20 protein-coding genes are annotated in these 23,858 nt (G+C 70.1%); 13 read left to right on the top strand and 7 right to left on the bottom strand.

What is annotated here, in order from left to right; all coding sequences use genetic code 11:
- Positions 1–140 precede the first annotated feature (140 nt).
- Positions 141–2,093, top strand: a complete 1,953-nt coding sequence (locus BCD49_RS04050; protein ID WP_116439367.1) for a histidine kinase — start codon at positions 141–143, stop codon at positions 2,091–2,093.
- A gap of 179 nt (positions 2,094–2,272) precedes the next feature.
- Positions 2,273–4,072 carry a sensor histidine kinase gene (locus tag BCD49_RS04045; protein ID WP_027140954.1) on the top strand — a complete coding sequence of 600 codons (1,800 nt, stop codon included), beginning with the start codon at positions 2,273–2,275 and terminating at the stop codon, positions 4,070–4,072.
- 8 nt (positions 4,073–4,080) lie between these two features.
- Here BCD49_RS04045 and BCD49_RS43060 read toward each other — a convergent pair whose 3' ends face one another.
- Positions 4,081–4,380, bottom strand: a complete 300-nt coding sequence (locus BCD49_RS43060) for a hypothetical protein (protein WP_131803365.1) — start codon at positions 4,378–4,380, stop codon at positions 4,081–4,083.
- A 242-nt stretch (positions 4,381–4,622) separates the two neighbouring features.
- Between BCD49_RS43060 and BCD49_RS04035 the strand changes: the two genes are divergently transcribed.
- The 5 genes from BCD49_RS04035 (at position 4,623) to BCD49_RS04015 (ending at position 9,505) form a co-directional block, all read left to right on the top strand.
- Entirely contained in the window at positions 4,623–5,045 is a 423-nt protein-coding gene (locus BCD49_RS04035; RefSeq protein ID WP_131803364.1) for a hypothetical protein, read from the top strand.
- 125 nt (positions 5,046–5,170) lie between these two features.
- Positions 5,171–6,004 carry a phosphopantetheine-binding protein gene (locus BCD49_RS04030; RefSeq protein WP_007509564.1) on the top strand — a complete coding sequence of 278 codons (834 nt, stop codon included), beginning with the start codon at positions 5,171–5,173 and terminating at the stop codon, positions 6,002–6,004.
- Positions 6,005–6,073: 69 nt separating this feature from the next.
- Entirely contained in the window at positions 6,074–7,726 is a 1,653-nt protein-coding gene (locus tag BCD49_RS04025) for a long-chain-fatty-acid--CoA ligase (protein WP_007509566.1), read from the top strand.
- Positions 7,723–8,187, top strand: coding sequence for a hypothetical protein (locus tag BCD49_RS04020; protein ID WP_007509568.1), 465 nt, complete (start codon positions 7,723–7,725; stop codon positions 8,185–8,187). The genes BCD49_RS04025 and BCD49_RS04020 overlap by 4 nt, the downstream gene beginning before the upstream one ends.
- 4 nt (positions 8,188–8,191) lie before the next feature.
- Positions 8,192–9,505: a cytochrome P450 gene (locus tag BCD49_RS04015; RefSeq protein WP_007509570.1), complete on the top strand. Its 1,314-nt coding sequence runs from the start codon at positions 8,192–8,194 to the stop codon at positions 9,503–9,505.
- 382 nt (positions 9,506–9,887) lie between these two features.
- Here BCD49_RS04015 and BCD49_RS04010 read toward each other — a convergent pair whose 3' ends face one another.
- Positions 9,888–10,295, bottom strand: a complete 408-nt coding sequence (locus BCD49_RS04010) for a nuclear transport factor 2 family protein (RefSeq protein ID WP_157845263.1) — start codon at positions 10,293–10,295, stop codon at positions 9,888–9,890.
- Between the two features lie 184 nt (positions 10,296–10,479).
- The gene (locus BCD49_RS04005; protein WP_071041127.1) at positions 10,480–11,832 is read right to left on the bottom strand and encodes an ABC transporter substrate-binding protein; all 1,353 of its coding nucleotides are present in this window, start codon (positions 11,830–11,832) and stop codon (positions 10,480–10,482) included.
- 469 nt (positions 11,833–12,301) lie between these two features.
- Here BCD49_RS04005 and BCD49_RS04000 point away from each other — a divergent pair, with 469 nt between their 5' ends.
- The 3 genes from BCD49_RS04000 (at position 12,302) to BCD49_RS03990 (ending at position 14,753) form a co-directional block, all read left to right on the top strand.
- Positions 12,302–13,231 (top strand): SDR family NAD(P)-dependent oxidoreductase, encoded by a 930-nt coding sequence (locus tag BCD49_RS04000; RefSeq protein WP_071041125.1) that lies wholly within the window; start codon positions 12,302–12,304, stop codon positions 13,229–13,231.
- Positions 13,232–13,403: 172 nt separating this feature from the next.
- Positions 13,404–13,829 carry a VOC family protein gene (locus BCD49_RS03995; RefSeq protein ID WP_007509577.1) on the top strand — a complete coding sequence of 142 codons (426 nt, stop codon included), beginning with the start codon at positions 13,404–13,406 and terminating at the stop codon, positions 13,827–13,829.
- 153 nt (positions 13,830–13,982) lie between these two features.
- Entirely contained in the window at positions 13,983–14,753 is a 771-nt protein-coding gene (locus tag BCD49_RS03990) for an SDR family NAD(P)-dependent oxidoreductase (RefSeq protein WP_007509579.1), read from the top strand.
- Positions 14,754–15,415: 662 nt separating this feature from the next.
- Here BCD49_RS03990 and BCD49_RS03985 read toward each other — a convergent pair.
- Positions 15,416–17,014 carry an alpha/beta hydrolase domain-containing protein gene (locus BCD49_RS03985; protein WP_007509581.1) on the bottom strand — a complete coding sequence of 533 codons (1,599 nt, stop codon included), beginning with the start codon at positions 17,012–17,014 and terminating at the stop codon, positions 15,416–15,418.
- Positions 17,015–17,571: 557 nt separating this feature from the next.
- Between BCD49_RS03985 and BCD49_RS03980 the strand changes: the two genes are divergently transcribed.
- Together BCD49_RS03980 and BCD49_RS03975 are read left to right on the top strand one after the other, a co-directional pair.
- Complete coding sequence (locus BCD49_RS03980; RefSeq protein ID WP_071041123.1) at positions 17,572–18,150, top strand: RICIN domain-containing protein; 579 nt, start codon at positions 17,572–17,574, stop codon at positions 18,148–18,150.
- A 39-nt stretch (positions 18,151–18,189) separates the two neighbouring features.
- A complete protein-coding gene (locus BCD49_RS03975; protein ID WP_027140950.1) occupies positions 18,190–18,750 on the top strand; it encodes an RICIN domain-containing protein in 561 nt (186 codons plus the stop codon).
- A 141-nt stretch (positions 18,751–18,891) separates the two neighbouring features.
- Here BCD49_RS03975 and add read toward each other — a convergent pair whose 3' ends face one another.
- The gene (gene add, locus BCD49_RS03970) at positions 18,892–19,926 is read right to left on the bottom strand and encodes an adenosine deaminase (RefSeq protein ID WP_071041121.1); all 1,035 of its coding nucleotides are present in this window, start codon (positions 19,924–19,926) and stop codon (positions 18,892–18,894) included.
- Positions 19,927–20,331: 405 nt separating this feature from the next.
- Here add and BCD49_RS03965 point away from each other — a divergent pair, with 405 nt between their 5' ends.
- Positions 20,332–22,533 (top strand): MMPL family transporter, encoded by a 2,202-nt coding sequence (locus BCD49_RS03965; RefSeq protein WP_007509588.1) that lies wholly within the window; start codon positions 20,332–20,334, stop codon positions 22,531–22,533.
- A gap of 78 nt (positions 22,534–22,611) precedes the next feature.
- Here the strand turns inward: BCD49_RS03965 and BCD49_RS03960 are convergent, their stop codons facing one another.
- Both BCD49_RS03960 and BCD49_RS43385 read right to left on the bottom strand, forming a co-directional pair.
- Positions 22,612–22,881, bottom strand: a complete 270-nt coding sequence (locus tag BCD49_RS03960) for a metal-sensitive transcriptional regulator (protein ID WP_007509590.1) — start codon at positions 22,879–22,881, stop codon at positions 22,612–22,614.
- A gap of 119 nt (positions 22,882–23,000) precedes the next feature.
- Positions 23,001–23,711, bottom strand: coding sequence for an AMIN-like domain-containing (lipo)protein (locus BCD49_RS43385; protein WP_007509592.1), 711 nt, complete (start codon positions 23,709–23,711; stop codon positions 23,001–23,003).
- Positions 23,712–23,858 lie beyond the last annotated feature (147 nt).

Raw genomic sequence — 23,858 nt, 5'->3', positions numbered from 1 at the left:
CGCGGTCCAGTCTCGCATCCGGATCCGGCACACGCGGCGATCCGGGCCCTCGGACCAGATCGCCCGCGGGGAACGCCGCCGCGACAAGCGCGAACCCGACAAAAGTGGTCAGAACGCCGGCCAAACGGTAGATCTGAATCATGCGAGCTGGGGCCGGCGTGGAGATGCGGTCGCGTCGGCTCCGGCTAGCCGGCACCGTGCTCGCCACCGCCGTGCTTACCGTCGCGGTGACAACCGAAGCCAGCTGGCCCTATTGGTCGGCCCGTCCGCTGATGGCGGCCGTGAACGTCACCGTCGGTACGTCCATATCGGTGGCCGGCGTGGTGGCCCTGACCAGCGCCACCACGCGGCGTCACGGTCTGCTTTTCACCACGGCGGGGCTGTCATTGGCGCTGTCCTGGCTCATGGCCTGGAACGTCGGTGCTCTGCCGGTGCTCGCGACGTTCGCCTGGTGCCTTTACTGGCTCACTTTCCTCTGGGGCGTGCTGACCTACCCCACCGATCGGCTCCCTTCACGATGGGATCGGATTTTCGTCGCTCTGCTGGCGGCGGACCTCTTTGGTGGTCAGATCGCGATCACGGTGACGTCGCGTCCAAGCTGGAACGGGTTCTCTCCCGCCGCCATCTGGCCGGCGCTACTGGCCGACCGGGAAGCGTTCGAGCGGGTGTACCAGGTTGTCGCCGCGTGCGACGTCACGCTCATAACGATGTTCGTCGTGCTCACCGTACGTAGCTTCCGTGCGATGAGAGGACTCGAACGACGCCTCGCCGGTCCGGTGCTGCTGTCGGCGGGTCCGGCCGCCATGGCCGCCATGGCCGCCATGATTACGCGCGGATACCAGGCCACGTACGTGAGCCTGGCCGACACCCTCGACACACTGGCAGTGCAGGGCGCCGCGTCCAGCGTCGCCCCGCTGGCCCTGGTCAGTGTGACGATCCACCGGCACTACACCGCGGCGAGCGCCGCGGACCGCCTCGGAGAGCTGGTGCRAACGCCGACGGTCGCCGCCGTCCGGGCCGGCCTGCGGACGGTGCTGCGCGACGACACCCTGGAGATCCACTACTGGGACCCGCGGCACGAGCGGCTCGACCCAGTCACCGGTCAGCTCGTCGCGGGTCGGGCCGCCAGCCGCCGGGGCGCACCCGACGAGGCGGGCTGGCACCAGAACAGCGCGGCTCGGCCGTCCGAGCCGCCCAGCGGGTCCCACCAGAGGCCGGAGCCGAAACGGGACGAAGTCCGCTGGCTCGTCGACGTCCGTTCCCCGCAGGACGGGATCGTCGCGACGATCAGCGTGGATCCAGCGCTCCGTCGCCACGGCGTGCTGGTCGACGCCGCGATCTCGACGATCATGCTCGCGCTGGAGAATGCACAGCTGCAGTCCGCTCTCCAGACGGAGCTCACCCGCCTGGCGGACGCGAGGCGGCGGACCGCGGACGCGGCGGCGCGGGAGCGGGCCCGGATCGAGCGGGAGCTCCACGATGGGCTCCAGCAACGGCTGATCGCTCTGACCATGACGACCAGTGTTCTCGAGGGCATGGTCACCGATCCCGCGGACGCGGACATCCTGCGGGAGATGCGTCACCGGCTACGTGCGGCGACCGGCTGGTTGCGTGCCATCGGCCAGGGGCTACACCCCGTCGAACTGGGCCGGGACGGGTTGCGCGTCGCGCTCGAGCAGGCTGCCGGTTCAATGGCCCTCCCGGTGGTGTTTCGCATCAGTGACCGGCGGTACCGCCCGGGCGTCGAGCTCGCCATGTACCTGGCCCTGACCGCGGTACTGGACGATCTCGCCCTGCGGGCCCCACAGGACGAGCCCGATCTGGACCGAGCCGGCTTCGACGACCTCGGTCTCAGGCCACCGGGGTACGTGCGCATCGACGTCCGGGTCGCCGGCACCGAGCTCGTGGGCGACATCGTGTGGGCGGCTCCCGCCGCGATGGACCGTCCCGCCAGCCGCGAGCGTCCGAATGGTTTCCACGAGGGTGAGCTGGGGGTGGCGGCCGACCGCATTCGCGCGCTCGGCGGCAGCGTGACGCGCTTCGCCCGACCTCGGCGCGGCGTCGGCGTCCAGGTGCGTGTTCCGTGCGCGTGAGGCAGGCGCATTGGGCGACCGCGGCCCCACCCGCGACACCGGCGGAGGCGGCGCGGGCGCAGGCGCAGGCGCAGGCACGACGGGCCGTTCGAGAGGGATGGCCAGCGGGGGCGCGACCGTCGGATCCCGTCGCGCCGCCAGCCGGCCAGCGACACCGGTTCGGCGGGGCGGTGGCCGCCGTGGCCGCCGTGCTTGGCCTCCTGGCGGGTTGGCCGTTCTGGTCCGATCATCCGGCGCTCGCCGTCGTGAACGCCCTGAACATGGCGGCACTCGTCCTCTCAGCCCGCTGTCTGTCCGCCCGGTCCCGTGTGCTGGGCTTCCTGCTCCTGGCCACAGGTGTCTGCTGGTCCCTGTCGTGGCTGATGAGCTGGGACGCCGGACCCGCTCCGCTGGCCGGGTTCCTGATCCAGCCGTTGTGCTGGTTCTTCCAGGCCTGGCTGGTGCTGACCTATCCCGACGGGCGGATACTCGGCCGGCTCGACACGGCGGTCGTCACCGCCAGCGGGCCGGCTCTCGTTGGCGGCCACATCCTGATCGTGGTGACCTCGCGCCCCGAGTGGAACGGTTTCGACCCTGACACCTACTGGCCGAGACCGGCGCTGATCTCGCTCCGGCTGTTCCACCCGCTGCTGGTAGCCGTCGCCGGAGGATGCGTCCTGCTCTGCATCGTGATCACTATGCTGGCGCTCCGTCGACGCCTGGATCACGTTCACGGTCTCGACCGAGTCGTGTTCGTTCCGGTACTGCTCGCGACCGGTCTCGCCGGATTCGGTACCGCACTGGTCGTCACGGATCCCATCCGCCCATCCCAGCTGGACGGGCTGCCGCATGGCTTCGCGCTGCAAGGCGGGGCACTGGCCGTCGGACCGGCCGCGCTGCTCGTCGCCACGGCCTACCTGCGCCTCGCACTCCCGTCGCGGGCACAACGGTTGCTGCGGCAGACCCACCCACCGACGGCGACCACCACGAGGACGACGCTGCGTGCCGTCCTGCGCGACCCGTCGCTCGATGTCTACCTCTGGCTCACGGACGAGAACCGGTACGTCGACGTCGACGGCGAGCCCGCTCCCGACAAGGTCGTCCTCGGTTCCCGAACACCAGCGACCGGCCTCGGTGCCGCATCCAGCCACCGTCACAAGCCCAGGTCGATCGCGACCATCGGCGCGCGAACGCCATCCGGCGGGCGCTGGCGAGTCGCAGTCCCCGTATCCGGTCCAGAGCCGGTCGCGCTGATCGACTGCGACCAACGCCTGCGCGGCCACGAGGTCGCCGTCCTTTCTATCCTGACGACCAGTACCCCCTGGCTGCGCAACATCGCATTGCAGAGCGGGTTGCAGGCGAGACTGGCGCAGACGGCACAGGCCAACCAGCGGGTGGCCGACGCCGAAGCCGACGAGCGTCGCCGGCTCGAACGAGACCTTGCCACCGGCCTGGCCAGCCGACTCGCCGACCTTGACGCGCTGGCGGTCCGGTTGGCCGAATCATCGTCCGCTCCGGCGGCTGGGCGCCTGGTCGCCGACATCCGCGACGGTATCCGCGCGGTCGGGGACGAGGCCCGGGACGTCGCCCGCGGTCTGCATCCGGTCGAACTCAGTGAGGTCGGCCTGCGGGCGGCGGTGCTGGCCGTGGGAACCCGGCTGGGCCTTCGGCCGCGGATGGACGCTGACGAACCGACGCTCGCGCCCGCCACCGAGCGGCTGATGTACTTCGCACTGCTTGAAGGCCTGACCAACGCCGCCAAACACGCCGCGACCGACGCCGTGCGGGTGCGGGTCCACGTGACGACAGGTCGCCTGGTCGGGGAGGTCGCCGACGACGGCCGCGGCGGCGCTCACATCCCCCCTGGCGGGGGACTCGCCGGCCTTCAGGAGCGGGTGACGGCCGCCGGTGGCTCGCTATCCCTGCGTAGCGCGGCGGGGAGTGGAACCAGCCTCATCATCTCCCTGCCGCTGAACTCGGTCGGCGCGGCCATGATCTAGGGTTTCCCCTAATAGTCCGAGATGTTCATTTCCTGTATCTTTGCATCGTCATCCTGGGTATTAAGGCGCCCCCGACGGAGACGAGGTAAATTGCGGGAATTTAAGAAGATCGCGGTTGTCATGTTCGGATTCATCATGCTCGCCATCGTCTCGTTGACCCTGGCCGCACCCGCGCAGGCGATCCCACAGAACTGCACTGCCCGGATCGGTACCAGCGGCTCGACCGGGTACGGCACATCGATCTGCAAGACGGGCACCGGGAACCATCGGGTCAGGGTGACCTGCAGGTTGGGGAGTACCACGACCACCTACCTGCGCTACGGGCCGTGGACTGGCATTCCCAACCCCTCGACCGTGTACTGCAACACGGGCGACAGAGCGACCGCGGCCATCTACCAATTCCTGAAGTACACCTAGATCCAGCACGTCCGTCACATCCTTCACGGCCATCACATCCTTGAGGAACTGAGGTGTCATGCGAGGACAGACGCTGCGACRCATTACGATCGGCGCCGCCGGGCCGGTGGYGCTGGCCGTCGGCTCCACCRCCATGATCAGCCCAGCCTGGGCGGAATCGGGGCCGCCGCCGGCAAACACGCCGGCCACCGAGGTGGCTTTCAGGGATACCTGCAATCTCAAGTCATTCAAGCCTGTCGAAGAACCAGCGGGCACCTTCCACGTCCACGGGTATGCTGGGGTAGTCTGTGCCTCACTGGGTGAGATCTCCTTCAGCGCGACGATCGTCGTTAAGAAGCAGGCGGTGAACGGCGACTGGGTGGACTTCTCATCGGGCAGCTACACCGGCCACGCGGGAGCCCTCAATCATCTTTCCTGGTACGAGTTCCAGAACTATGACTGCTCCGGGTTGGACGTCGGTCCCTGGAACTTCCAAACTTCGGTGATCGCGACTTCTGGGTCCATAACCCGAGGCGCGGTCTCCCCGGTGGCCTCCATTTACTGCGGCCTGCACTAGTAACATCCTTAACTGTGYGTGACCGGCGCGACTGGTAGTCGACGCGCCCGACGATCCTGAGGTCGAGGGCCGGGGACAGTGCTGCCCCCGGCCCTCGCGGGCCCAGTTTCCGTATCGGAGGACCGATGCTTACCAAGGACGACTTCGAGGATCTGGTCAGTAGACGGACTGGGGTGCCGCGGGCCAGGTTGACCGGTGGATCGAGGCTGGATGCCGACCTGGGACTGGACTCGTTCGGACTGCTGGAACTGGCCGGGGGAATCGCCGAGCTCGGGGTGGATCTGGGCGAGCGGGAGTGGCTTTCGTCCACCACGGTCGGCGAGCTTTACGATCACTATCTCGATCGTTCCAAGGCCGTCACCGGTTCGCTGCCCGCGGCAGTAGCGGATCTTGGTGCGACGGACAATGATGTGTCGCCTGTCCGCCTGGAAGGAAAGTACTTTCGGTTGACGCCGGTACTGCCGCAGGCGACGCCGTTTCTCTACAGCCTGTCGGTCAGCCCGGATATCGGGTTCCGCTGGCGTTATCGCGGGTCGGTGCCGGCGTACCAGCAGTTCGAGCAGGAACTCTGGCAGGGCATGCTCGCGCAGTTTCTGGTCGAGTCGATCGAGACGAGCCAGCCGGCCGGGCACGTGATCTGCTACAACCCGGACCTCAACCTCGGTCACGCCTACGTCGGCGCCGTGATGGCCGGCCAGTATCTGGGCACGGGCCTCGCCGCCGAGCCGGTCCGGCTGTTCATCAACTACCTGTTCGACGTCTGGCCACTTCGCAAGCTCTACCTGGAACTGCCGGAGTTCAACTTCACCCAGTTCGCCAGCGCGGCGGGCCGGGCGCTACACATCGAGGCTCGGCTACGCGACCACGACTACTACCAAGGCCGCCGCTGGGACCGTCTGACCCTCGCCGCCTACCGACCCGGCGAGGAACCGGCAGCCACCGACGAGTTCACCCGCTAGACCTCCAGGTCGTCTCGCTGGCGCGCCGTCCTGTCGCGGCTCTCCTGTCAGAAGGGGTGAGGTAAGCCTGTGGTTGGTCTGTTGGACGGAATCGCCAAGGCAAGGTACGGGCCGGGCCGAGTGGTGTTTCTCGGGCCGGATGCAGACATCGACGTCGGCTGGTCGGAATTCTTCGAGAAGGCGGAGCGGGTAGCGGCCTGGCTGCAGAACGCCCGTGGCGTCGGACCGGGCGGCCGGGTCGCGGTCGTGGCGTTGCCGTCGCCTGCGGTGGTCTCCGCGCTGGTCGCGACGTGGATGGCCGGAGCGAGCGTGACGTGCCTGCCGACGCCGGCACGGTCGACGGACATGGCGACCTATTTCGAGCAGACCCGCGACCGGATCGCGGCACTGGGTGACCCGCTCGTCCTCCTGGGCCCTCCCTATCAGGCGCTGGCCGGCGTGGTAGCCGAGGGCGGTGCCCGAGTCGAGATGTTGTCCGATGTGCTGGCCGCGGAGGAAGTCGGTGTGTGGAAGACACCGGACCTGTCCGACGAGGACTCGGCGATCCTCCAGTTCACCAGCGGCACGACCTCCGCGCCGAAGATCGTCAGGGTCAGTCATGGGAACCTCGCGGCGAACATCGCGGCGATCCGGGAACGGATCCGCCACGACGAGGTGCACGGCAGGCTGCTGACCTGGCTGCCGCTTTCCCACGACATGGGCCTGATCGGTGCGTTGGCGGTCCAGCTGACCTGCGGGCACTGCGATGTGCTGGTCGGTTCGCCGACGGACTATCTGGCGGCGCCGTCGTCGTGGATGCGTAACGCGGCCCGCTACCAGGCGACGGTGCTGATGGGCCCGGCGTCGGCCTACGCCTTGGCTGGCAGGCTGCTGACCGTTGGGCCGACGCTGGACCTGTCGTCGGTCAAGGTGGCGCTTTGTGGCGGCGAACCGATCGAGCCGGCGGCGATCGAGGGCTTCCTGGATGCCGCCGCGCGGCATGGTTTCCGGCGGGAGGCTTTCCTGCCTGCCTACGGCCTGGCCGAGGCGACCCTTGCCGTCGCCATGCCGGGCCCGTACCAGGGTCTGCGCGTGGATGAGATCGACCCCGACGCGCTCGCCAACAAGGGACACGCGGTTCCCGTCGCCGACGGCGGCCGGGCCCGCCGGTTCGTGCGCCTCGGACGGCCCGTCCCCGGCACCCGGATCCGGATCGTCGACCCGGACACGAGCGCGGACTGCCCGCAGCGGGTCGTCGGCGAGGTCCACGTCTGGGGTCCATCCGTTGCCGGATACCTCGACGACGAGGATGCCGAAGAGGGCCATCAGGTCAGACATGGCGGAGACGGCTGGCTGGCGACCGGGGACCTGGGCTACCTCGCCGGCGGCGAGCTGGTCGTCTGCGGACGTGCCAAGGACCTGATCATCAGTGGCGGGCGGAACATCCACCCCGAGGAAATCGAACAGGCCGCCGTACCCGTGCCAGGTGTCCGCCCGGGCAACGTCGTCGCCTTCGCGACCCGCCGTCACGGCTCGGGAACCGACAGCGTCACGGTTGTGTTCGAGCTCCGGCCCGGCCACGACGAGGCCGTCGTTCGGGAGCAGGTCACCGCGGCCGTGCTCGCCGCCGTTGGCGTCCGGCCGGCCGCTGTCCACGCGCTGTCACCGGGATCGGTCCCGAAGACACCGTCCGGGAAGCTGCGGCGCGCCGAAGCCGCGCGGCTGTGGGGAGAACAACAGTGACCGGGAAAACAGCGAGTGGTGGAACCGTCACCCGCCAGGAGGCCCCCGCTCTCGGTGCCGACATCACCCAGCAGACGGCCCAAGCCGTCGCCGCCGCCGCCGGCCGAGTCCATGAGGCCTGGACCGCCCGTGACACCGACCGCCGGGTCGCCCTGCTCGCCGAGGCCTGCGCCGAGGATGTCGCCTACGCCAACCCGGTCAAGAGCTGCGTCGGCGTCCAGGCCCTCGCCGCGCTGATCTCCGAGCTGACCGCCACCTACCCCGGCTACCTGCCGGTCCGCACCTCCGGCGTCGATGCCCACCACGACGCCGCCCGCTACGAGTGGGCGCTACGCGACCGCGCTGGCCAGGCCGTCCTCGGCGGCCTCGAGATCGTCCGTTTCACCCCCGAGGCCCGGCTGACCTCGATCGTCTCGTTCGTCGGCCAGCCGCCGACGATCCGTTACACCTACCAGGCGTAAGGCCATGATCCTCGTCGAGGCCGGCCTCTCGGCGGCGCTTACCACCGGGGCGCAGTCGCCTTGGGTGTGGCCGTCGAGCCGCCGTTTCCGCGACGCCAGCCCGCAGGACAAGCTCGCCTACCTGGCCAAGCTGCGCGATGACCCGAAGCTTGTGCGCTTCGACGAGCCGCGGATCCCTGGCCTGTCCCATGGCAACGGCTACTGGGCACTGACCCGTCACGCCGACGTCGTCGAGGTCTCCCGCCGCCCCGGCGACTTCTGCTCCAGCCACGGCGCCCTGTGGATCAACGACCTGAGCCAGGACTTCAACGAGTTCTTCGGCTCGATCATCAACATGGACGCCCCCCGCCACAGCCGCCTGCGGCGCATCGTCGCCGCCGCCTTCACCCCACGGGCCGTGCGCGGCCTGCGCGATTACATCGACCGGGCCGCCGCCGACACCGTCATCGCCGCCGCGACCCGCCAGGACATCGACATCGTCGCCGACCTCGCCACACCGTTCACACTGACCGTGATCTGCGACCTGCTCGGCGTCCCGGAAAGCCACCGCGCCGCCCTGCTCGCCGCCTCCAACGTGATCGTGTCCGGCGGCGATCCCGACCTGGTCCCCGACCAGCAGGACCCCGTCCGTGCCTTCCTCGACGCGGGCACCTTCCTGGCCACCCTCGCCACCGACCTCGCCGAACACCGCCACCACCACCCCACAGACGACCTGCTCACCGCCCTGGTCCACGCCGAGGTCGACGGAGAACGCCTGACCACCCACGACATCGCCGCGTTCTTCACCCTTCTTGCCTTCGCCGGCCAGGAGACAACCCGCAACGCCATCGCCCTGGGTCTCCACGCCCTGCACACCCACCCGGATGCCCGCGCCGCCTGGGCCGCCGACTTCGACCGGCTCGCCCCCACCGCCGTCGAAGAGCTCATCCGCTACACCAGCCCCGTCGCCCTCATGCGTCGCACCGTCACCCGCGACACCACCCTGAACGGCCACCCACTCGCCACCGGGGACAAGGTCGTCCTCTACTACGCCGCCGCCAACCACGACCCMGCCGTCTTCACCAACCCCGACCAGCTCGATCTCACCCGCTCGCCCAACCCCCACCTCGGCCTCGGCGGACCGGGCCCCCACTACTGCCTCGGAGCGCCCCTCGCCCGAGCCGAGATCACCGCCATGTTCCGCGAGATCTTCCACCACCTCCCAGACCTGACCATCACCAGCGAGCCCGAGTACCTCCGCTCCACCTCCGTCAACGCCCTCAAGACCCTCACCGCCGCAACCTCGACGAGACCGCGCCCGCTCCCTGATCGGCGGTGATCATGACCTCGGATCTCCAACGCCTACTTGGCACCCTGCTCAGCGAGATGCCTCCCCCATCCGTGCAGGCGGACTTCGCCGAACAGGTGCGCAGGCGCGCTCGCCGACGACGCCGACGTGCCATGACAGCCATGGCTGCGCTCATGGCCTCGGCCCCGGCCACTGTCTGGGCCACCCAACTGCGTCGTCGGCCGCCCGACAGCCACACGGCGATCCGCTGAATCAATCCCGAGGCGCGCTTCGAAGCGTGGCGGCGTGGGACCTGGGGGCTGTCTTCGCTTGTCCTGCTACGGCCATTTCAGGCGTGTGCGTGTGACCACTGGTTGTGTCGACGGGTGAGCGTGGGGGTGCGTCGGCGGGCCCGGCCACCTCGGTCGAGGACTCATACGGTGCCGGGGATGCTCAGCTCTCGCCGCAGAACAGGCGTGTCATCGCATACCTGCCAGCGGGTCAGGAGACCCTGGTCGGCTTCGGCGATCCAGATGACGTTGAGGTTGAGCTCGTCATCGTCCGCGAGGTTGAGGTGCGATCCGGTCGTGTTCCCGAGAACGGCGACACGGTCCGTCTTGGCAGTCAGGAAGCGCGGGTAGATCACGTACCGCGGAAAGGCGGTGAAGTAGCCCCGCCAGGCGTCGACATTGGCGTCCCGGCCGACGATCGGAGGTTCGTCGAGCACCACGAGGCAGTGATCTGGGTGCATCAGATCGGCGAGCCCCGCGAGGTCCATCTGGTTGACGCGGTCGATGAAACTGAGGGTGGTCGCCAAGGCCGGCAAGGGCCGTCGTGCCATGGCCATGATCGTCGCATGTCGGGTCCGCGGGTCGCAAACTCGTCGAGGGGGTGGGTAGGAGCCTGCGCAGGGTCCCTTCCCTTCCCATCTGCCTGTCCTGGGTTCGCTTGGCTGGGCAGGGTCGGCTGGGCCGGGCGGCACGGGACTGGGGAGCCCGTGCCGCCCGGCCTGGCATTGGGTCAGGTCACTGCTTGAGGAGTGAACCGCAGGAGAGCTTGGTCGGGACGGCGTAGGTCTTGCCCGTCAGCTGGACGATCGAGGCGCACGGCACGCCGATGAAGTGGTTCAGCGGGTAGCGGGCCTCCGGCAGCGCTCCCTCGACGGAGTTCGAGTAGTTGTTGTTGAGCAGTTTCAGCAGCGCGTCGACCGTCAGGTTCGGGCCCACCTTGGTGGCCGCGGTGACGAACATGTCGGCGGCCCAGTAGCCGGCCATGGCCGGCAGGCTGGTGGCCTGGTCGGGCGCGTATTTCTTGAAGTCGGCGACGAGCTGTTGGACGGCGGTTGACGAGGTGTCCTCACCGGGCGACCACTGCAGCAGCGTGTAGGAGCCGGCGAGGCCGTCGAAACCGGCCAGCCGCGGGTCGTAGCCGACCGCGTTGAGGAACTTCCCCTTGTAGCCGGCGGCGACGAACGCCTGGGTGAGCTTCACCGTGGTCGCGAAGTCGGTGACCGGGAGGATGACGTCCGGCGGGGCGCCCTTGTTGGACTGCATCACGGCCGACACGATCGCGGTCGTGTCGGAGAGACCGGAGTCCGGGATCGGGTTCTCCGAGTACGAGACGTCGATGCCGACGGATTTGATCTGCTTGTTCAGGCTGCCCAGGCCGGCGCGGGCCGAGTCGTCGTCCTGGCCGATCAGTGCGGTCGTCTTCCCGCTGACGTCGCCGTTGAACATGCCCTTGAGCATCAGGCCATAGGTGTTCGACGAGACGTCCTTCAGCGTGGGCAGCAGGCAGCCGGTGATGCCGAAGCCGATCGACGTGCCGCAGAAGGCGGTGTTGAAGCCCCAGCCGAAGAAGGGCACCGTGTCGGCGCAGAACGTGTCGAGGTAGTTGGAGCGGGAGGCCATCACGGGGACTGCGGCGAAGACCTGCTCCTGCTGGGCGAGGACCTTGGCCTGCGAGCCGTTGCGGCCCGGGTCGTTGCCGTCGTCGAGCATGCCGACGAAGTCGACCTTCCGGCCGTTGATGCCGCCGGAGTCGTTGGCCCGTTGGAACCGCACCTTCGCGCCGATGTCKCTGCCGCTCATCGTGCTGCCGTTCGGGCTGGTCAGGTAGCCGAGGCCGCCGACCTTGATGGAGGTGGCGGTGACGCCGCGGGTCGGGTTCGAGGCCGTCTGCGCGCACTTCAGGGTGGACACCGGCGGTTTCCAGCCACCGTCGCTCCAGTCGGTCGGCGGCCCCGGGGTGACGTCGTTGGCGGCGACGGTCGGCGCGCCCGGTTGCGCGGTGCCGTCGTCGCCACCGCCGCACGCGACCAGGCTGGTCGCGAGCGCGGCCGTGAACGCGACGGCCGTGACTAATCGTGAGGCCCGCATGGGCGAACACCTTTCTTGCGCTGACGTCGTGCCGGCAGGGCGCAGACGTGGGCTGGAATGGGCTGGCGCGGCTGAGGCGACTGAGACGGCGACCTGCCGAGATCCGGGCCGCTGTGACGAGAACGTACCGACCGTGTCCGATACGTGATGATTTCGGGTCGCGTTGGAGGTACGGAGCCGGTGGTATCACCCAGTGTCATCGGGCGCCGTCAATCTGATACTGAATATCTTATCCAAACGTGGCTCACGTCACAAGCGCTTGCGTGACGAGCGTCTGTCCTGGCCTTGGCCGGCGCGGCGCCGCGCCGGCCAAGGCGCGGGGCCGCTGTCGGCCAGGTCTTGCGTTGCGGGTGGTCTGACGGTTGGGTAGAACGCGTTCTACCTGAGTTGGGCGGTGCTCCCTCGGGTAACGGGTGGTGCTCCCGCAGGTAGGACGTCACGGGCGGACGCGACGGCAGAGGGGTGCGCTGTGAAGGACTTCGCCGGCAGGGTCGCGGTGGTGACGGGCGCCGGCCAGGGGATTGGCCGTGCCCTCGTCGAACGCTTCTGCGCCGAGGGCATGAAGGTTGTCGTAGCCGACGTCGTGCCCGATCTGGTCGACAAGACCACCGCCGAACTTCGCGCCGCCGGCAGCGAGGTGACCGGCGTCGTCACGGACGTGACCTCGCTTGAGTCCGTCGAGGCCTTGCGAGACGCGGCTCTGGGCGCCTACGGGGCCGTGYACGTCCTGTGCAACAACGCGGGCATCGGCTCCGGCTCGGAGGGGCGGATCTGGGAGCACCACGTCAACGACTGGCGATGGTCGTTCGACGTCAACGTGCTGGGCGTCGTCAACGGCATCCGCGCCTTCACTCAAGCGATGATCGACCAGGGCGTCGAGGGGCACATCGTCAACACCACGTCGGGCAACGGCGGTTTCACCCCGCTCATCAACAGCGCGGTCTACGCGGCGACGAAGGCCGCGGTCACGACGATCACCGAGTGCCTGTGGGGGCAGCTGCGTGAGGCGGGCGCCCTGGTCGGTGCCTCGTTGCTCTACCCGTCGACCGTCACCCCCGGCCTGCTCAACACGGGGATCTGGCGTCCCGGCGCGAACCGGCCCGACCGGTACGACCGGCCAGGCGCCCCGCCGAAGGAGGGGCGTGACTCGCTGGGGGCTTTCCAGGCGCGCATGGACGCGGCCGGCCTGCCGGTCACGTTCGCGCCGCTGTCCGAGGTCGCCGACCTGTGCCTGGCGGGCATCCGCGCCGAGACCTTCTGGATCACCGTGCCGAGCGACGCGCAGAACACGAAGATCCTCGCCCGCGCCCACTCCCAGGTCGAGCGCACCGAGCCGACCTACCTGCTCGAAGCCAACCTGATGACCGGCCGCCCCGCCGGGGGCAAGCCGGCGTCGTGAACACCCGACCAGCGCCACTTCCACCCACCCGCCCGACACGTTGATCGTCGCGGCCGTGTCGTCGCGGTTGCGGATCCGGCGACATCACAACCGCCACCACACGTTCGCGACGATCATGCGTGATCGTCGCCAGCCCAGCCCAGCCCGGTCCAACCAGCGTAGGAGGACGTCGGTGGTAGCGATCCTTGGCCAGTACTGCATCAACGTGTCGGATCTGGAGCGCTCGGTGGCGTTCTGGGAGGGCGTCGTCGGCATTCCCGTCGTCAGTCGCACCGAGATCGAGACGGCGCGCGAGGCGGTCATCCAGTCACCCCACGGCGGGAGCCGGATGCAGCTCGCCCAGCAGCTCGCCCAGGCCGGCCCGGTCGACATGGGCACCGCGATCTGGAAGCTCTACGTGAACACCGACGACTGCGCCGCGCTGTTCGAGAAGACCGTCGCGGCCGGCTGCGAGGTCGTCGCCGCGCCGGCCCGTCTCGACCGGTGGCCCGTCACCGTCGCCTTCGTCAAGGACCTCGACGGCTACCTCCTGGAGCTCATCGAATATCACCAGGGCACCCCCGCCACGGTCCCCGACCCCAAGAAGCTGGAGACCTGAGACCCGAGGCCCGAGGCCTGAGGCCTGAGGCCTGATCCCGCCTGGTTCGGTCCACCGGATCGGGAGAAACGTGCACACAAAGGCCAGCTCGCTCAATACTGGAACCGGTTCTAGTCAGGGCGCGGCCAGGCCGCGCGTCAGGGAGGTGCCCGCATGTCTCAGGGGAGCCAGCTGCGCCGGTTCGAGGGCCGCGCCGCGCTCGTCACCGGTGCCGCGTCCGGGATCGGCCACGCGGTGGCACTACGGCTGGCCGCCGAGGGCGCGTCGGTGTTCGCCTGCGACATCGACGCGGCGGGCCTGGACGCGCTGGCCAAGGAGGAGCCGGAGGGGGGCGGCCGGATCGTCACCAGGGTCACCGACGTGCGGGAGAGTGGCGAATGCCGCGCCGCCGTCGCGGACGCGGTCGCGGAGTTCGGCCGCCTCGACGTTCTCGGCAACGTCGCCGGGATCCTGCGCACGGGCCACGTCACGGACGTGACCGAGGACGAGTACCGGCTGTTGTTCGCGGTCAACACCGACGCCTACTTCTTCTTCGCACAGGCCGCCATCCCGCACCTGCTGACGACCAAGGGCAACATCGTCAACATCGCCTCGAACTCGGGCCTGATGGGCGGTGCCTACACCGTCCTGTACTGCATGACCAAGGGCGCGGTCGTCCAGCTCACCCGCGCGCTGGCGATGGAGTTCCTCAAGAAGAAGATCCGCATCAACGCGATCGCGCCCGGCGGCACCGAGACGGCGCTGGTCGCCGGCACGACGTTCCCCGACGACGTCGACTACGACCTCGTCGGCCGCTACATGGTCCCGCGCCCGATGGCCAAGCCCGACGACATCGCCAAGCTGTTCGCCTTCGTCGCCAGCGACGACGGTCGCAACATCCACGGCGCGATCCTCTCCACCGACGGCGGTGTCACCGCGGGCTGACGCGCCAGGCGGCTCCCGTCCCAGCCCTGTCCGACATCTGTGATCTTGGATCCGCCGCCGGATCGATCGGATCGATCGTGGACATACGATCGCCGCGCTCGGTCGTGTCGGGAATGCGTTGGTGGCTCCTCCTTGGTTCTTCGGTGTCGTCATCCCGCCGTGTCGCGTTTTCGGCTGACGATCCGCCCGCCTGTCGGGTCGGGCCGGATCGCAATGAGGAAACGGGCGCCGCAAGACGGTGAAACGGTCCATTCGGATTTTGCTCGCAGGCCGGACGGTTCCGGCGAAGGGGAGAAACCGCTGGTCGTGGAGCTAGTGGGCGCCGGTCGCGAGAGCCCCGGTCGCGAGCGCGTCGGTCGGCCGGGGCCGGGCGCCGCAGGCTTCCTGGGGGGTTGTGCAGCCGCGCAGGGGCGGGTATAACGAGAGCAGGTGAGAGAAGCCGCCACGAGAATGGCATGGAGAAGTGGACGCGCCGAAAGGGCGTGATCCCCGCACCGTGCATCACCTAAACGCCGCTGCTGCGGCGCAGGGCGGACTTCTCTCACCTTGTTCATTTTCGCAACCCGGGCCGGCCCGGGCTCTCGGTTCTTGGGCGGCATCCGTCGTGCCGGGCACGTCGGCGCGACGTGCCCGGCACGGACCGATCGACGAGAGGACCGCGTTCAGGCCGTGAGGGGAACGGCGCGGGCTTCGGCGGCGAGCGCGGCGCGGTCGGCTTCCAGGAGGAAGCGGGCGGCGATCGCGCCGTCGAGGGACTTGTCGAAGGCGGACAGGTAGGAGTCCCGGGTTGGGTACAGCGACGCGAGGGTCGCCGCGTCGAACGGGGTCGTCGAGCCGAAGAGGCTGCACAGGACGCTGCTGGAGTCGGGGGACGGGTCACCCGACAGGACCGCGACCGGGACGTCCACCGGCGGCGTGCGCACGCCGCCCCGGGCGATGCCGCGGGCGTCTCGGGCGAGGGTCGCGCCCGTGCCGGTGCCGTTCAGGACCAGCGGGTCGGCGCGCGGCGGCTGGGTGCCGTCGGTGACCCAGCGGACCAGGGCGGCGAAGGCGGCGCTGGCGACGTAGTGCTGCGGCCCGGTGTTGATGCGCCCGGGGCAGCCGAGGCCGGACGCGTCGGGGGAGCCGGTGAGGCTCGCGTCGGCGTGCGCGGTCCCGGCGACCTCCCAGGTACGCAGCTGGTCGGTGTCGTCCTGGCGGGCGACGGCGTAGCCGAGCGTCGGGCCGACGTCGGTCTCCGTCTCGAAGATGAAGACCTTCGCGTTGAGGTCGGAACGAATCCGCGCGACGGGCGGCCCGGAGCCGCCGACACCGCTCATGCCGTCCAGGCTCGCCGCCGAGCCGGCGCGGCTGTGGATGAAGAACCCGTCGTAGACGTTGGCCACCGGGTGCACGGCGTTGACATAGGTCGTCATGAAGAACGCCGACTGTGACTCGCCGGCGGCGAGCAGCCGGGCGGCGTGCGCGCCACCGAGGGCAGGCACGTCACCCGGGGCGCGCAGCGCCGCGCCCACCTGGGACAGGATGTCGAAGGCGTACCTGTCACCCGGGTGCGCCAGCGATCCGTAACGTTCGGGGTCGGTGCCCCGGATGCCGATCGCGGGCGGCGCGCCCGGGATCGGGAGCAGGCTCTTGCCGCCGACGACACCGAGCGCCTGGACGGACAGGCCGACGTAGATCGAGCCGGACCGCATCACCTCCTCGCCGAAGGACGTCCATTCGGCCGAGGTGTCGACTCCGGCGGTCTCGTTGAGCCACTCGACGACGACGGTCCCGGTGAACTCGTCGAGGTTCGCCGGCCGCCGGACGATCAGGCGGGTCTTGTAGGGGGCGGTCGTCGACGGGTTGACCCGCCAGGCTCCATCGGCGCCCAGCGCGCCCACGGCCGTGTAGGCGGTCGCCGTGCCGGCGGCGAAGTACTCCTGCTCGGCGTAGCCGTGCGCGGCCAGGTCGGGCCCGGCGCCCACCGGTTCCGAGATGGCGCCCCCGGTGGCCGGTCCGGAGAGCGCGGCCGCCGGGACGGCTGGCCGCCGCTGGGCGGCCGTGCCCTCGCTCCCTGCCGGGGCGGGGGAGTGCCCATCGCCCGGGATGGCCGACCCCGAGCAGGCGGCCGCCCCGCCGGCGACCACCGTGGCGACCGCGAACACCGCCGCCGCGTCCCGCAACCTCCTGGGACGACCGGGGCGGGCCTTCTCCGGCGGGGCCGCTTCGTAGCCGACGTGGGCGTCGGTTCGGGCGGCGAGCGGTAATGGGACCGTCATCGTTTCCTCTCGATCCGCCGAGCGGCCGGCCCGGTGGGATACGTGGTCGGCCCATAGTTGACCGTCGTGATCCACGGCGCCACCGATGCGCCACCGATGCGCCACCGATGCGTCACCGCTCCAGCCACCGGCCTGGATGGCGATCCCGCGAGCGGGTGCCCGCGCCGGAGTCCCGCCTCCGAGCCGCCACGGCCGACCTCGGGCGGACGCCGGCGACGCGGACGCCGCCTACAAGGAATTGGCAAGAAGAAAAGAACTGGTAAGAAGGATGTCCGTTATCCGACGCCCTTTCCGGCGGGCAGGTGTATTGGTGCCCAGGTCGGCCGCGTTAGCCTGATGCGACGCAGGAGACCGATTCATCCGGCGGGCCTTTTCGAGGCCGTCGCGTCATCGACTGGAAATGTTCGGTGTTCGAGAGGCGCGGGCGGAGGGCGCCGCGGCTGTCGAGAGAAGCGACTGTTTCCGGAGGAACGAAAGGTGAACGGTTCTGGAGGCAGCCTGCGACGTCGGGATGGCATTCGGCCGTCCCGCGGGTCCATGATGGGATGGTTGTCCTCATGAAATCCTGGTCAGTTCCCGCCGGCCGCGGCCCGGCGCCGGGCCGCGGCCGGCGCCGCCGGCTCGCATGGCTGGCATTTCTGGCGTCGGCGACGCTGTGCCTGGCGTTGGCCGGGGTAGCGTCCGCCGGCCAGGCGAACGCGTTTACCGCCGACCCGGGTCTGATAACCGACCCGGGCGGCGGCGGTGGCGGCATTTCCACCTTCGGCCTCAAGCGGGTCGGCAACTCCGGCTGCCTCGACGACCCGCAGAACAGCTCCAGCACCACGATCCACTACCAGGTGTACTCGTGTAACCAGACCGCCGCCCAGAAGTTCCACCTGGAGGCCGGCTCCRCACCTGGCCTCGTTCACCTCGTGCACGGAAACCTGTGCCTGGTGCCCGATGGCAACGATCCCCTCCTGCTCGTCACGCAACGGTCCTGCGGTTCCGGGGCGGAATTCGACTGGGGCTGGAACCGGCCAGGCGACGGGACCGTGTACATAACGAGTCCCTTCTACTACGGCTTCGGTCTCGAGATGTATGACAACGGGAAGGTCGGCGCGGCGTACGCCTTCTACGCCTGGACCATCGTCTAGGCGCCGGCCCGCGAGTCAACGGTGGGACGGTTGTCTTTCGTGAAATCCTCGTCAACTCCCGCCGCCCAGCGGACCGGCCGTGGCCGGCGCCGGCGGCTCACGTGGCTGGGGTTCCTGGCATCGGCGACGTTGTGCCTGGCGTTCGCCGGGATCGCTGCCGCCGGCCCGGCGAACGCCATCATCCCCACCGACCCGGGCGGCGGTGGGGGCGGCGGCCCCGTCACCTTCAGCCTCCAGCGGACTGGCTACGGCTGCCTCGACGACCCGGGAAACAGCTCCGATATCAACGTCCACTACCAGGTGTACGCCTGCAACAACAGCGCGGCGCAGAAGTTCTACCTGGCACCCGGTTCCAAACCCGGCACCTACCACCTCCTGCACGGAAGTCTGTGTCTTCAGCCCAATGCCTGGGAGGAGCCATTCTATTGGGTCCTGCAGTACACCTGCGGCTCCGGGGCGGAATTCGACTGGACGTGGACCCAGCGCGGTGACGGGACCGTCGACATACAAAGCCCCGTCTACTTCAACTATCATCTGAACATGTTCGACAACAAGAAGGTCGGCCTGGGCGGCGGCACCGCCGGTTGGCTCCCCAGGTAGAGACGCCGACATCGCCTGCCGGCGGTGTCGGGCCTGCCCCGTCCCGCGTTCGCGCGGGACGGGGCACGGCCGCGTGAACCGTAGGCCCTGAACCGTGGGCCGTGGATGAACCGTAGGCCGTGGGTGTCGCGATGCGCCCGGTCAGTCGGTGCCGGCGGCCAGGCGGGCGTCGAGCACGTCGAGCTCGGCGGTGAAGGCGGCGCGCAGCGCGGTCTTGTCGGTGTCGTCGAGCCAGGTGGCGTCGACGCCGTTGAGGACGAGCGTGCGCACGGTTTCCTGCCCATAGCCGAGCGCGGTGCACAGCTCGACGTACTCGCGGCCGATGTCGGTGTGGAACATCGTCGGGTCGTCGGAGTTGAGCATCACGTTCAGGCCGGCCGCCACCATGTCCTTGATCGGATGGGCGGTCAGGTCCGGCCATCCGTAGACGACGGCGGTCGACGTCGGGCAGCAGGTGAAGTAGATGCCCTCGTCCCGGCAGCGGCGCACGACCGTGTCGTCGGACATGATGTGGTAGCCGTGGTCGATCCGCTCGCAGCCGAGCACGTCCAGGCAGGTGGTGATGTTGACGGGCGGGGCGTCCTCGCTGGCGTGGCTCGTCAGCCGCAGGCCGCCGGCCTTCGCGGCCTGGTAGGCCAGGGCGAACTTCTCCGGCGGGTCGGGGGCCTCGGCGCCGTCCATCCCGAGCCCGATCAGCTCGTCCACCCGGTTCGCCAGCACCTCCTCGACCATCTGCCTGGCCATCTCGGGCGGGTCCTGCCGGTAGACGTCGGCGATGAGCCGGCAGYGCACCCCGAGATCGGTCTCGGCCGCCCGGATGCCGTCGACCAGGCCGCCGATGACGGTCGCCATCGGAACACCGCGCCGGGTGTGCAGCGTCGGGTTGAAGAACATCTCCCGGTAGCGCAGGTTGCCTAGCTTCACGCCGTCCTCGAGCGACTCGTAGGCGCAGCGGGCGAAGTCCGCGCGGTCGATCAGCGTCGAGGACACCATCCCGAAGATCTTCAGGAACTCGTAGATGGTGTCGTAGTCGTAGAGCCGGGCCACCTCGTCCGTAGGCAGCGCGACGTCGTGCCTGCGGGCCAGGTCGGCGAACGTCGCCGCCCGCACCGTGCCCTCGAAGTGGCAGTGCAGCTCGACCTTCGGCACCGACCGCAGGTACTCGGGGTAATCCATCGCGTGCTCGCCTCCCACACCGTCAACGCCTCGCTGTCCGCCTGGTCCGCCCGGTGGGCGACGACCGGCCGAGCCGTCGTCGGCCCTCGGCCAGCCGCCCGCCCACCGTAGGAGCCGAGCCGACCTCCCCGGTTACCAGCCGGAAACGCCCAGGTCACGGCCGCCCGGACGGGCTCGACGCCCGCGACGGGCGGCGGACCATCGACGTCCTGCTGAGGTCGCGGGCGGGTGCCCCGCGCCGAGAGACGCCCATGGCGGGACCCGGACTCGACCGGGGTTCTCGTCGGCGGCCTGTGCGCCGCTGTCCGGTTCCGGTCACCGGTCTGGTACCCCCGGGGGTATTGGGTACCGTACCCGGTGGGGTATCCAGCCTCGCGCGATGGAATCGGAACTGGGAGGTCAGTGATGGCGCAGGTGCGACTGATGGGGCAGGGCCCGGGCCTTGCCGGTGGTGACCGGCCGCCTGCCGAGGCCGATGTCGGCGCGCGAGGGCCGGATGGCGGACCCGCCCGGCCCGCCGGTCCTGGGCCGCTGGGCCGGCTCGGCACGTGGGCGGCGCGGCACCGGCGGGTCACGGTCATCGCCTGGCTGGTCGTGGTCGTCGCGCTCGGGGTGTTCGCGCCGAGGGTCGAGAAGACCCTGTCCGGCGCGGGCTGGCAGGCGAACGGATCGGAGTCGGTGGCGGTCCGCGAGGCCGCCGGCGCCGAGTTCGCCGGGGCGAACAGCGCGGCGCTCATGGTCGTCGTGCACACCACTGGACCGGTCGCCGGGCCGGATGGGCAGCGGGCGCTCGCCGCCGCCACCGACCTGCTCGAGGCCGATGAGCGGGTCTCCCAGGTCATGCCGGCGCGCGTCGCGCCGGACGGGCACACCGCCGTCCTGCTCGGCGGCGCGGCGGCTGGGACGAGCGACATGGTCCGGGCGGCGGACGACCTGAAGGACAGGCTGCGCGGCCTCGACGGGCCGGGGGTGACGGTCTCGCTGACCGGCGCGTCCGGGATGTGGTCGGACTTCAACCAGGCGAACCTGGCCGCGATGGTGCACTCCGAGATCTTCAGCTGGCCGGTGACCATGGTGATCCTGGTGGTCGCGTTCGGCTCGCTGGTCGCCGCCGGTCTGCCGCTGCTGCTCACTCTGGCCGGTCTGGTCGCCGCCGCCGGCAGCCTCACCGTGCTCGGCTCGGTGTTCGACATGTCGATCTGGGCGATGAACTTCGCGATGATGTTCGCGCTCGCCCTGGGCATCGACTACGCGCTGTTCATGGTCGTCCGGTTCCGCGCCGCGCGCTTCGGCCGCGGCGCCGACCCCGTGGCCGCGGTCGCGGAGACGATGGACACGGCCGGCAAGGCCGTCGCCTTCTCCGGGCTCACCGTGCTCGCGAGCCTGTCGGCGGTGATGCTGGTGCCCTCGCCCGCCTTCCGGTCGGTGGCCGCGGGAATCATGCTGTCAGTCGTCTTCGTCCTCGCCGCGACGCTGACCCTGCTCCCCGCGGTGCTGGCCTGGCTCGGCGACCGGGTGGACGCGCTGGCGCTGCGCTGGGTGCATGGTGGCGAGCACCGCTCGGCCCGCTTCACGGCCTGGGGCGAGCGGCTGTGGAGCCGGCCGGCCCGCTACGGCCTGCTCGCCGCCGTCGTGCTGGTGGCGCTCGCGGTGCCGGTGCTCGGCCTGCGCACCGGCATGCCGTCGATCACCGTGGTGCCGGCCGGTGACTCCTCCCGGGTCGGCTACGAGCAGGTCCAGGCCGCGTTCGGGCCGGGCGCCCCAGGCGCGCTCCAGGTCCTGGCGCCCGCGGGGGAGGCCGACCAGGTCGCGGTCGTGCTCGCGCACGACCCGGGCATCGCGGCGGCCGGGCCCGCGCTCACCTCGGCGGACGGCGGGGACGTGCTCATCGAGGCGACCCCGCGGGTCGGCCCGTCCGACCCGGCGCTCGCGGGCACCCTGGACCGCCTGCGGGCCGCGCTGCCGCCGGCGGCGCTGGTCGGGGGAGCCGCGGCGGAGAACATCGACCTGCACACGGCGCTGTCCGGCCGCACCGGCCTGGTGCTGGGCGTGGTGCTGGCGATGGGCTTCCTGCTGCTGTTGGTGGTGCTGGCCGCGCCGCTGGCCGCCGCGCTCGGCGTGGCCACGAACCTGCTGGCGACGGGCGCTGCCTTCGGGGTGGCCCGGCTGGTGTTCGCCGACGGGCACGGCGCCTCGCTGCTCGGCTTCACCTCGCAGGGCTTCATGGACGCCTGGGGTCCGATCTTCTTCTTCGCGATGATCTTTGCGATCTCGATGGACTACACCGTCTTCCTGCTGGCGTCGGCCAAGGAGCACTGGGAGCGCTCAGGCGACCCGCGGGAGGCCATGGTCGGTGGGTTGGCGCACTCCGGCCGGGTGATCTTCGCGGCCGCGGCGATGATGGTGGCGGTGTTCTTCACGTTCGCGCTGTCCGGGCCGCTGCCGCCCAAGGAGATGGGCTTCACCCTCGGTGTCGCGGTGCTGCTCGACGCGGCGCTGGTGCGCCTCGTTCTGCTGCCGGTGCTGCTGCGGGTCTTCGGCCGCGCGGCCTGGTACAGCCCGGTCTGGCTGCGTCGCGTCCTGCCCCGGGTGACGTTCGCGCACTGACCTGGCGCGCCGGGTGGGGTGGGCGCAGATGTCGGCCGCACCCGGCGGCGGGTTCGTCAGGCGGGAAGCGCGGGTTCGTCAGGCGAGCGAGAGGAAGAGCTTCTCCAGCTCGTCCTCGGTGATTTCGGCCTGCTCGCCGTTCTCGCGGGCAGCCAGGCACTGCCGCAGGTTCGTGGATATGATCTTGAAGCCGGTGCGGTCGAGGGCGCGGGACACGGCGGCGAGCTGGGTGATCACTTCTGCGCAGTCCCGCCTGTCCTCGATCATGCCGATGATGCCCCTGATCTGCCCCTCGGCTCGTCGCAGCCGCTTGATCACGTCGGCCACCGCCGCCTCGTCGGCCTGCATTCCAACGACCTCCGCTTCTTGCCGCACCGGGCATGCGCCGGGGGCCGGGCCACTGGCCCGGCCCCCGGACCTTGCTTCCAAGATACCCCTGTGGGTATAGCGGGCCCCGCTCGCGGTGGTTAGGAAGCGATGTCCACGGCGACCCGGTACGGGTTCGCGAGCTCCATCACGCGGATGGCCACCCGGTCGTCGACGCCGAGGCCGTAGTGCACGTAGCCCTCGTAGTCCCCGGACATCCGGTACTGGACGAGGGCCGGCAGCCCGCCGCCACTGCCGCTGGTGCGCAGCGTGGACACTCCGTTGTCGTTGTGCGCGGCCGCCGGGTAGAACACCACCTCGACGAAGGCCTGACCACGCAGGGGGACGACCGCGCCCTGGCCAGGGGAGACGACCTCGGTGACGTACCGGACGCTGTAGCCCGGCACCGAGCCGGTGAACTCGAAGACCAGCCGGTCGTAGGCCATCGCGCCCTCCGTGTGGTGGGCGGAACGCACCTCGACCAGCCGGGCGACCGGCACCGTCGGATGCTGGACGCTCAGCGGCTCACTCGACCAGGCGGAGACGCGCAGCACCTGGCTCGGCGGTGTCGCCGGCGCCGTCGTCGGGGGTGTGCTCGGAGAAGACGGCCGCGTCGGAACCGTCGTCGGGCTGGTCGGCGTGACCGTCGTCGGGCTCGTCGGGCTCGTCGGGCTCGTCGGGGTGACGGGCACGGTCTGCGTGGCGCTCGGCGCCGCGGACGTGGGCGGCCCGGCCGCCTCGCTCCCGCAGGCGACAAGCCCAGGAACCAGAGCAAGCACGGCCACCAGCAGGATCCTCATGGGTCGGCGCATCGTCCCCACGTCCCCACGTACCAGGCACCGTGCGCGTCCGCCGCCCAGGCGGCGGATCGTCCAGATCGTGGTGCCATTTCCAGTGTTCCCCGCCCGTCTCTCGTCGCGGGGGGCCGAACCGCTCCTCTCGCCACGCCGATCGGTCCA

Source organism: Pseudofrankia sp. EUN1h (assembly GCF_001854645.1).
Taxonomy (GTDB): domain Bacteria; phylum Actinomycetota; class Actinomycetes; order Frankiales; family Frankiaceae; genus Pseudofrankia; species Pseudofrankia saprophytica.
The sequence above is the reverse complement of the archived record's forward strand: the minus strand, read 5'-3'. Positions and strand labels throughout refer to the sequence as shown.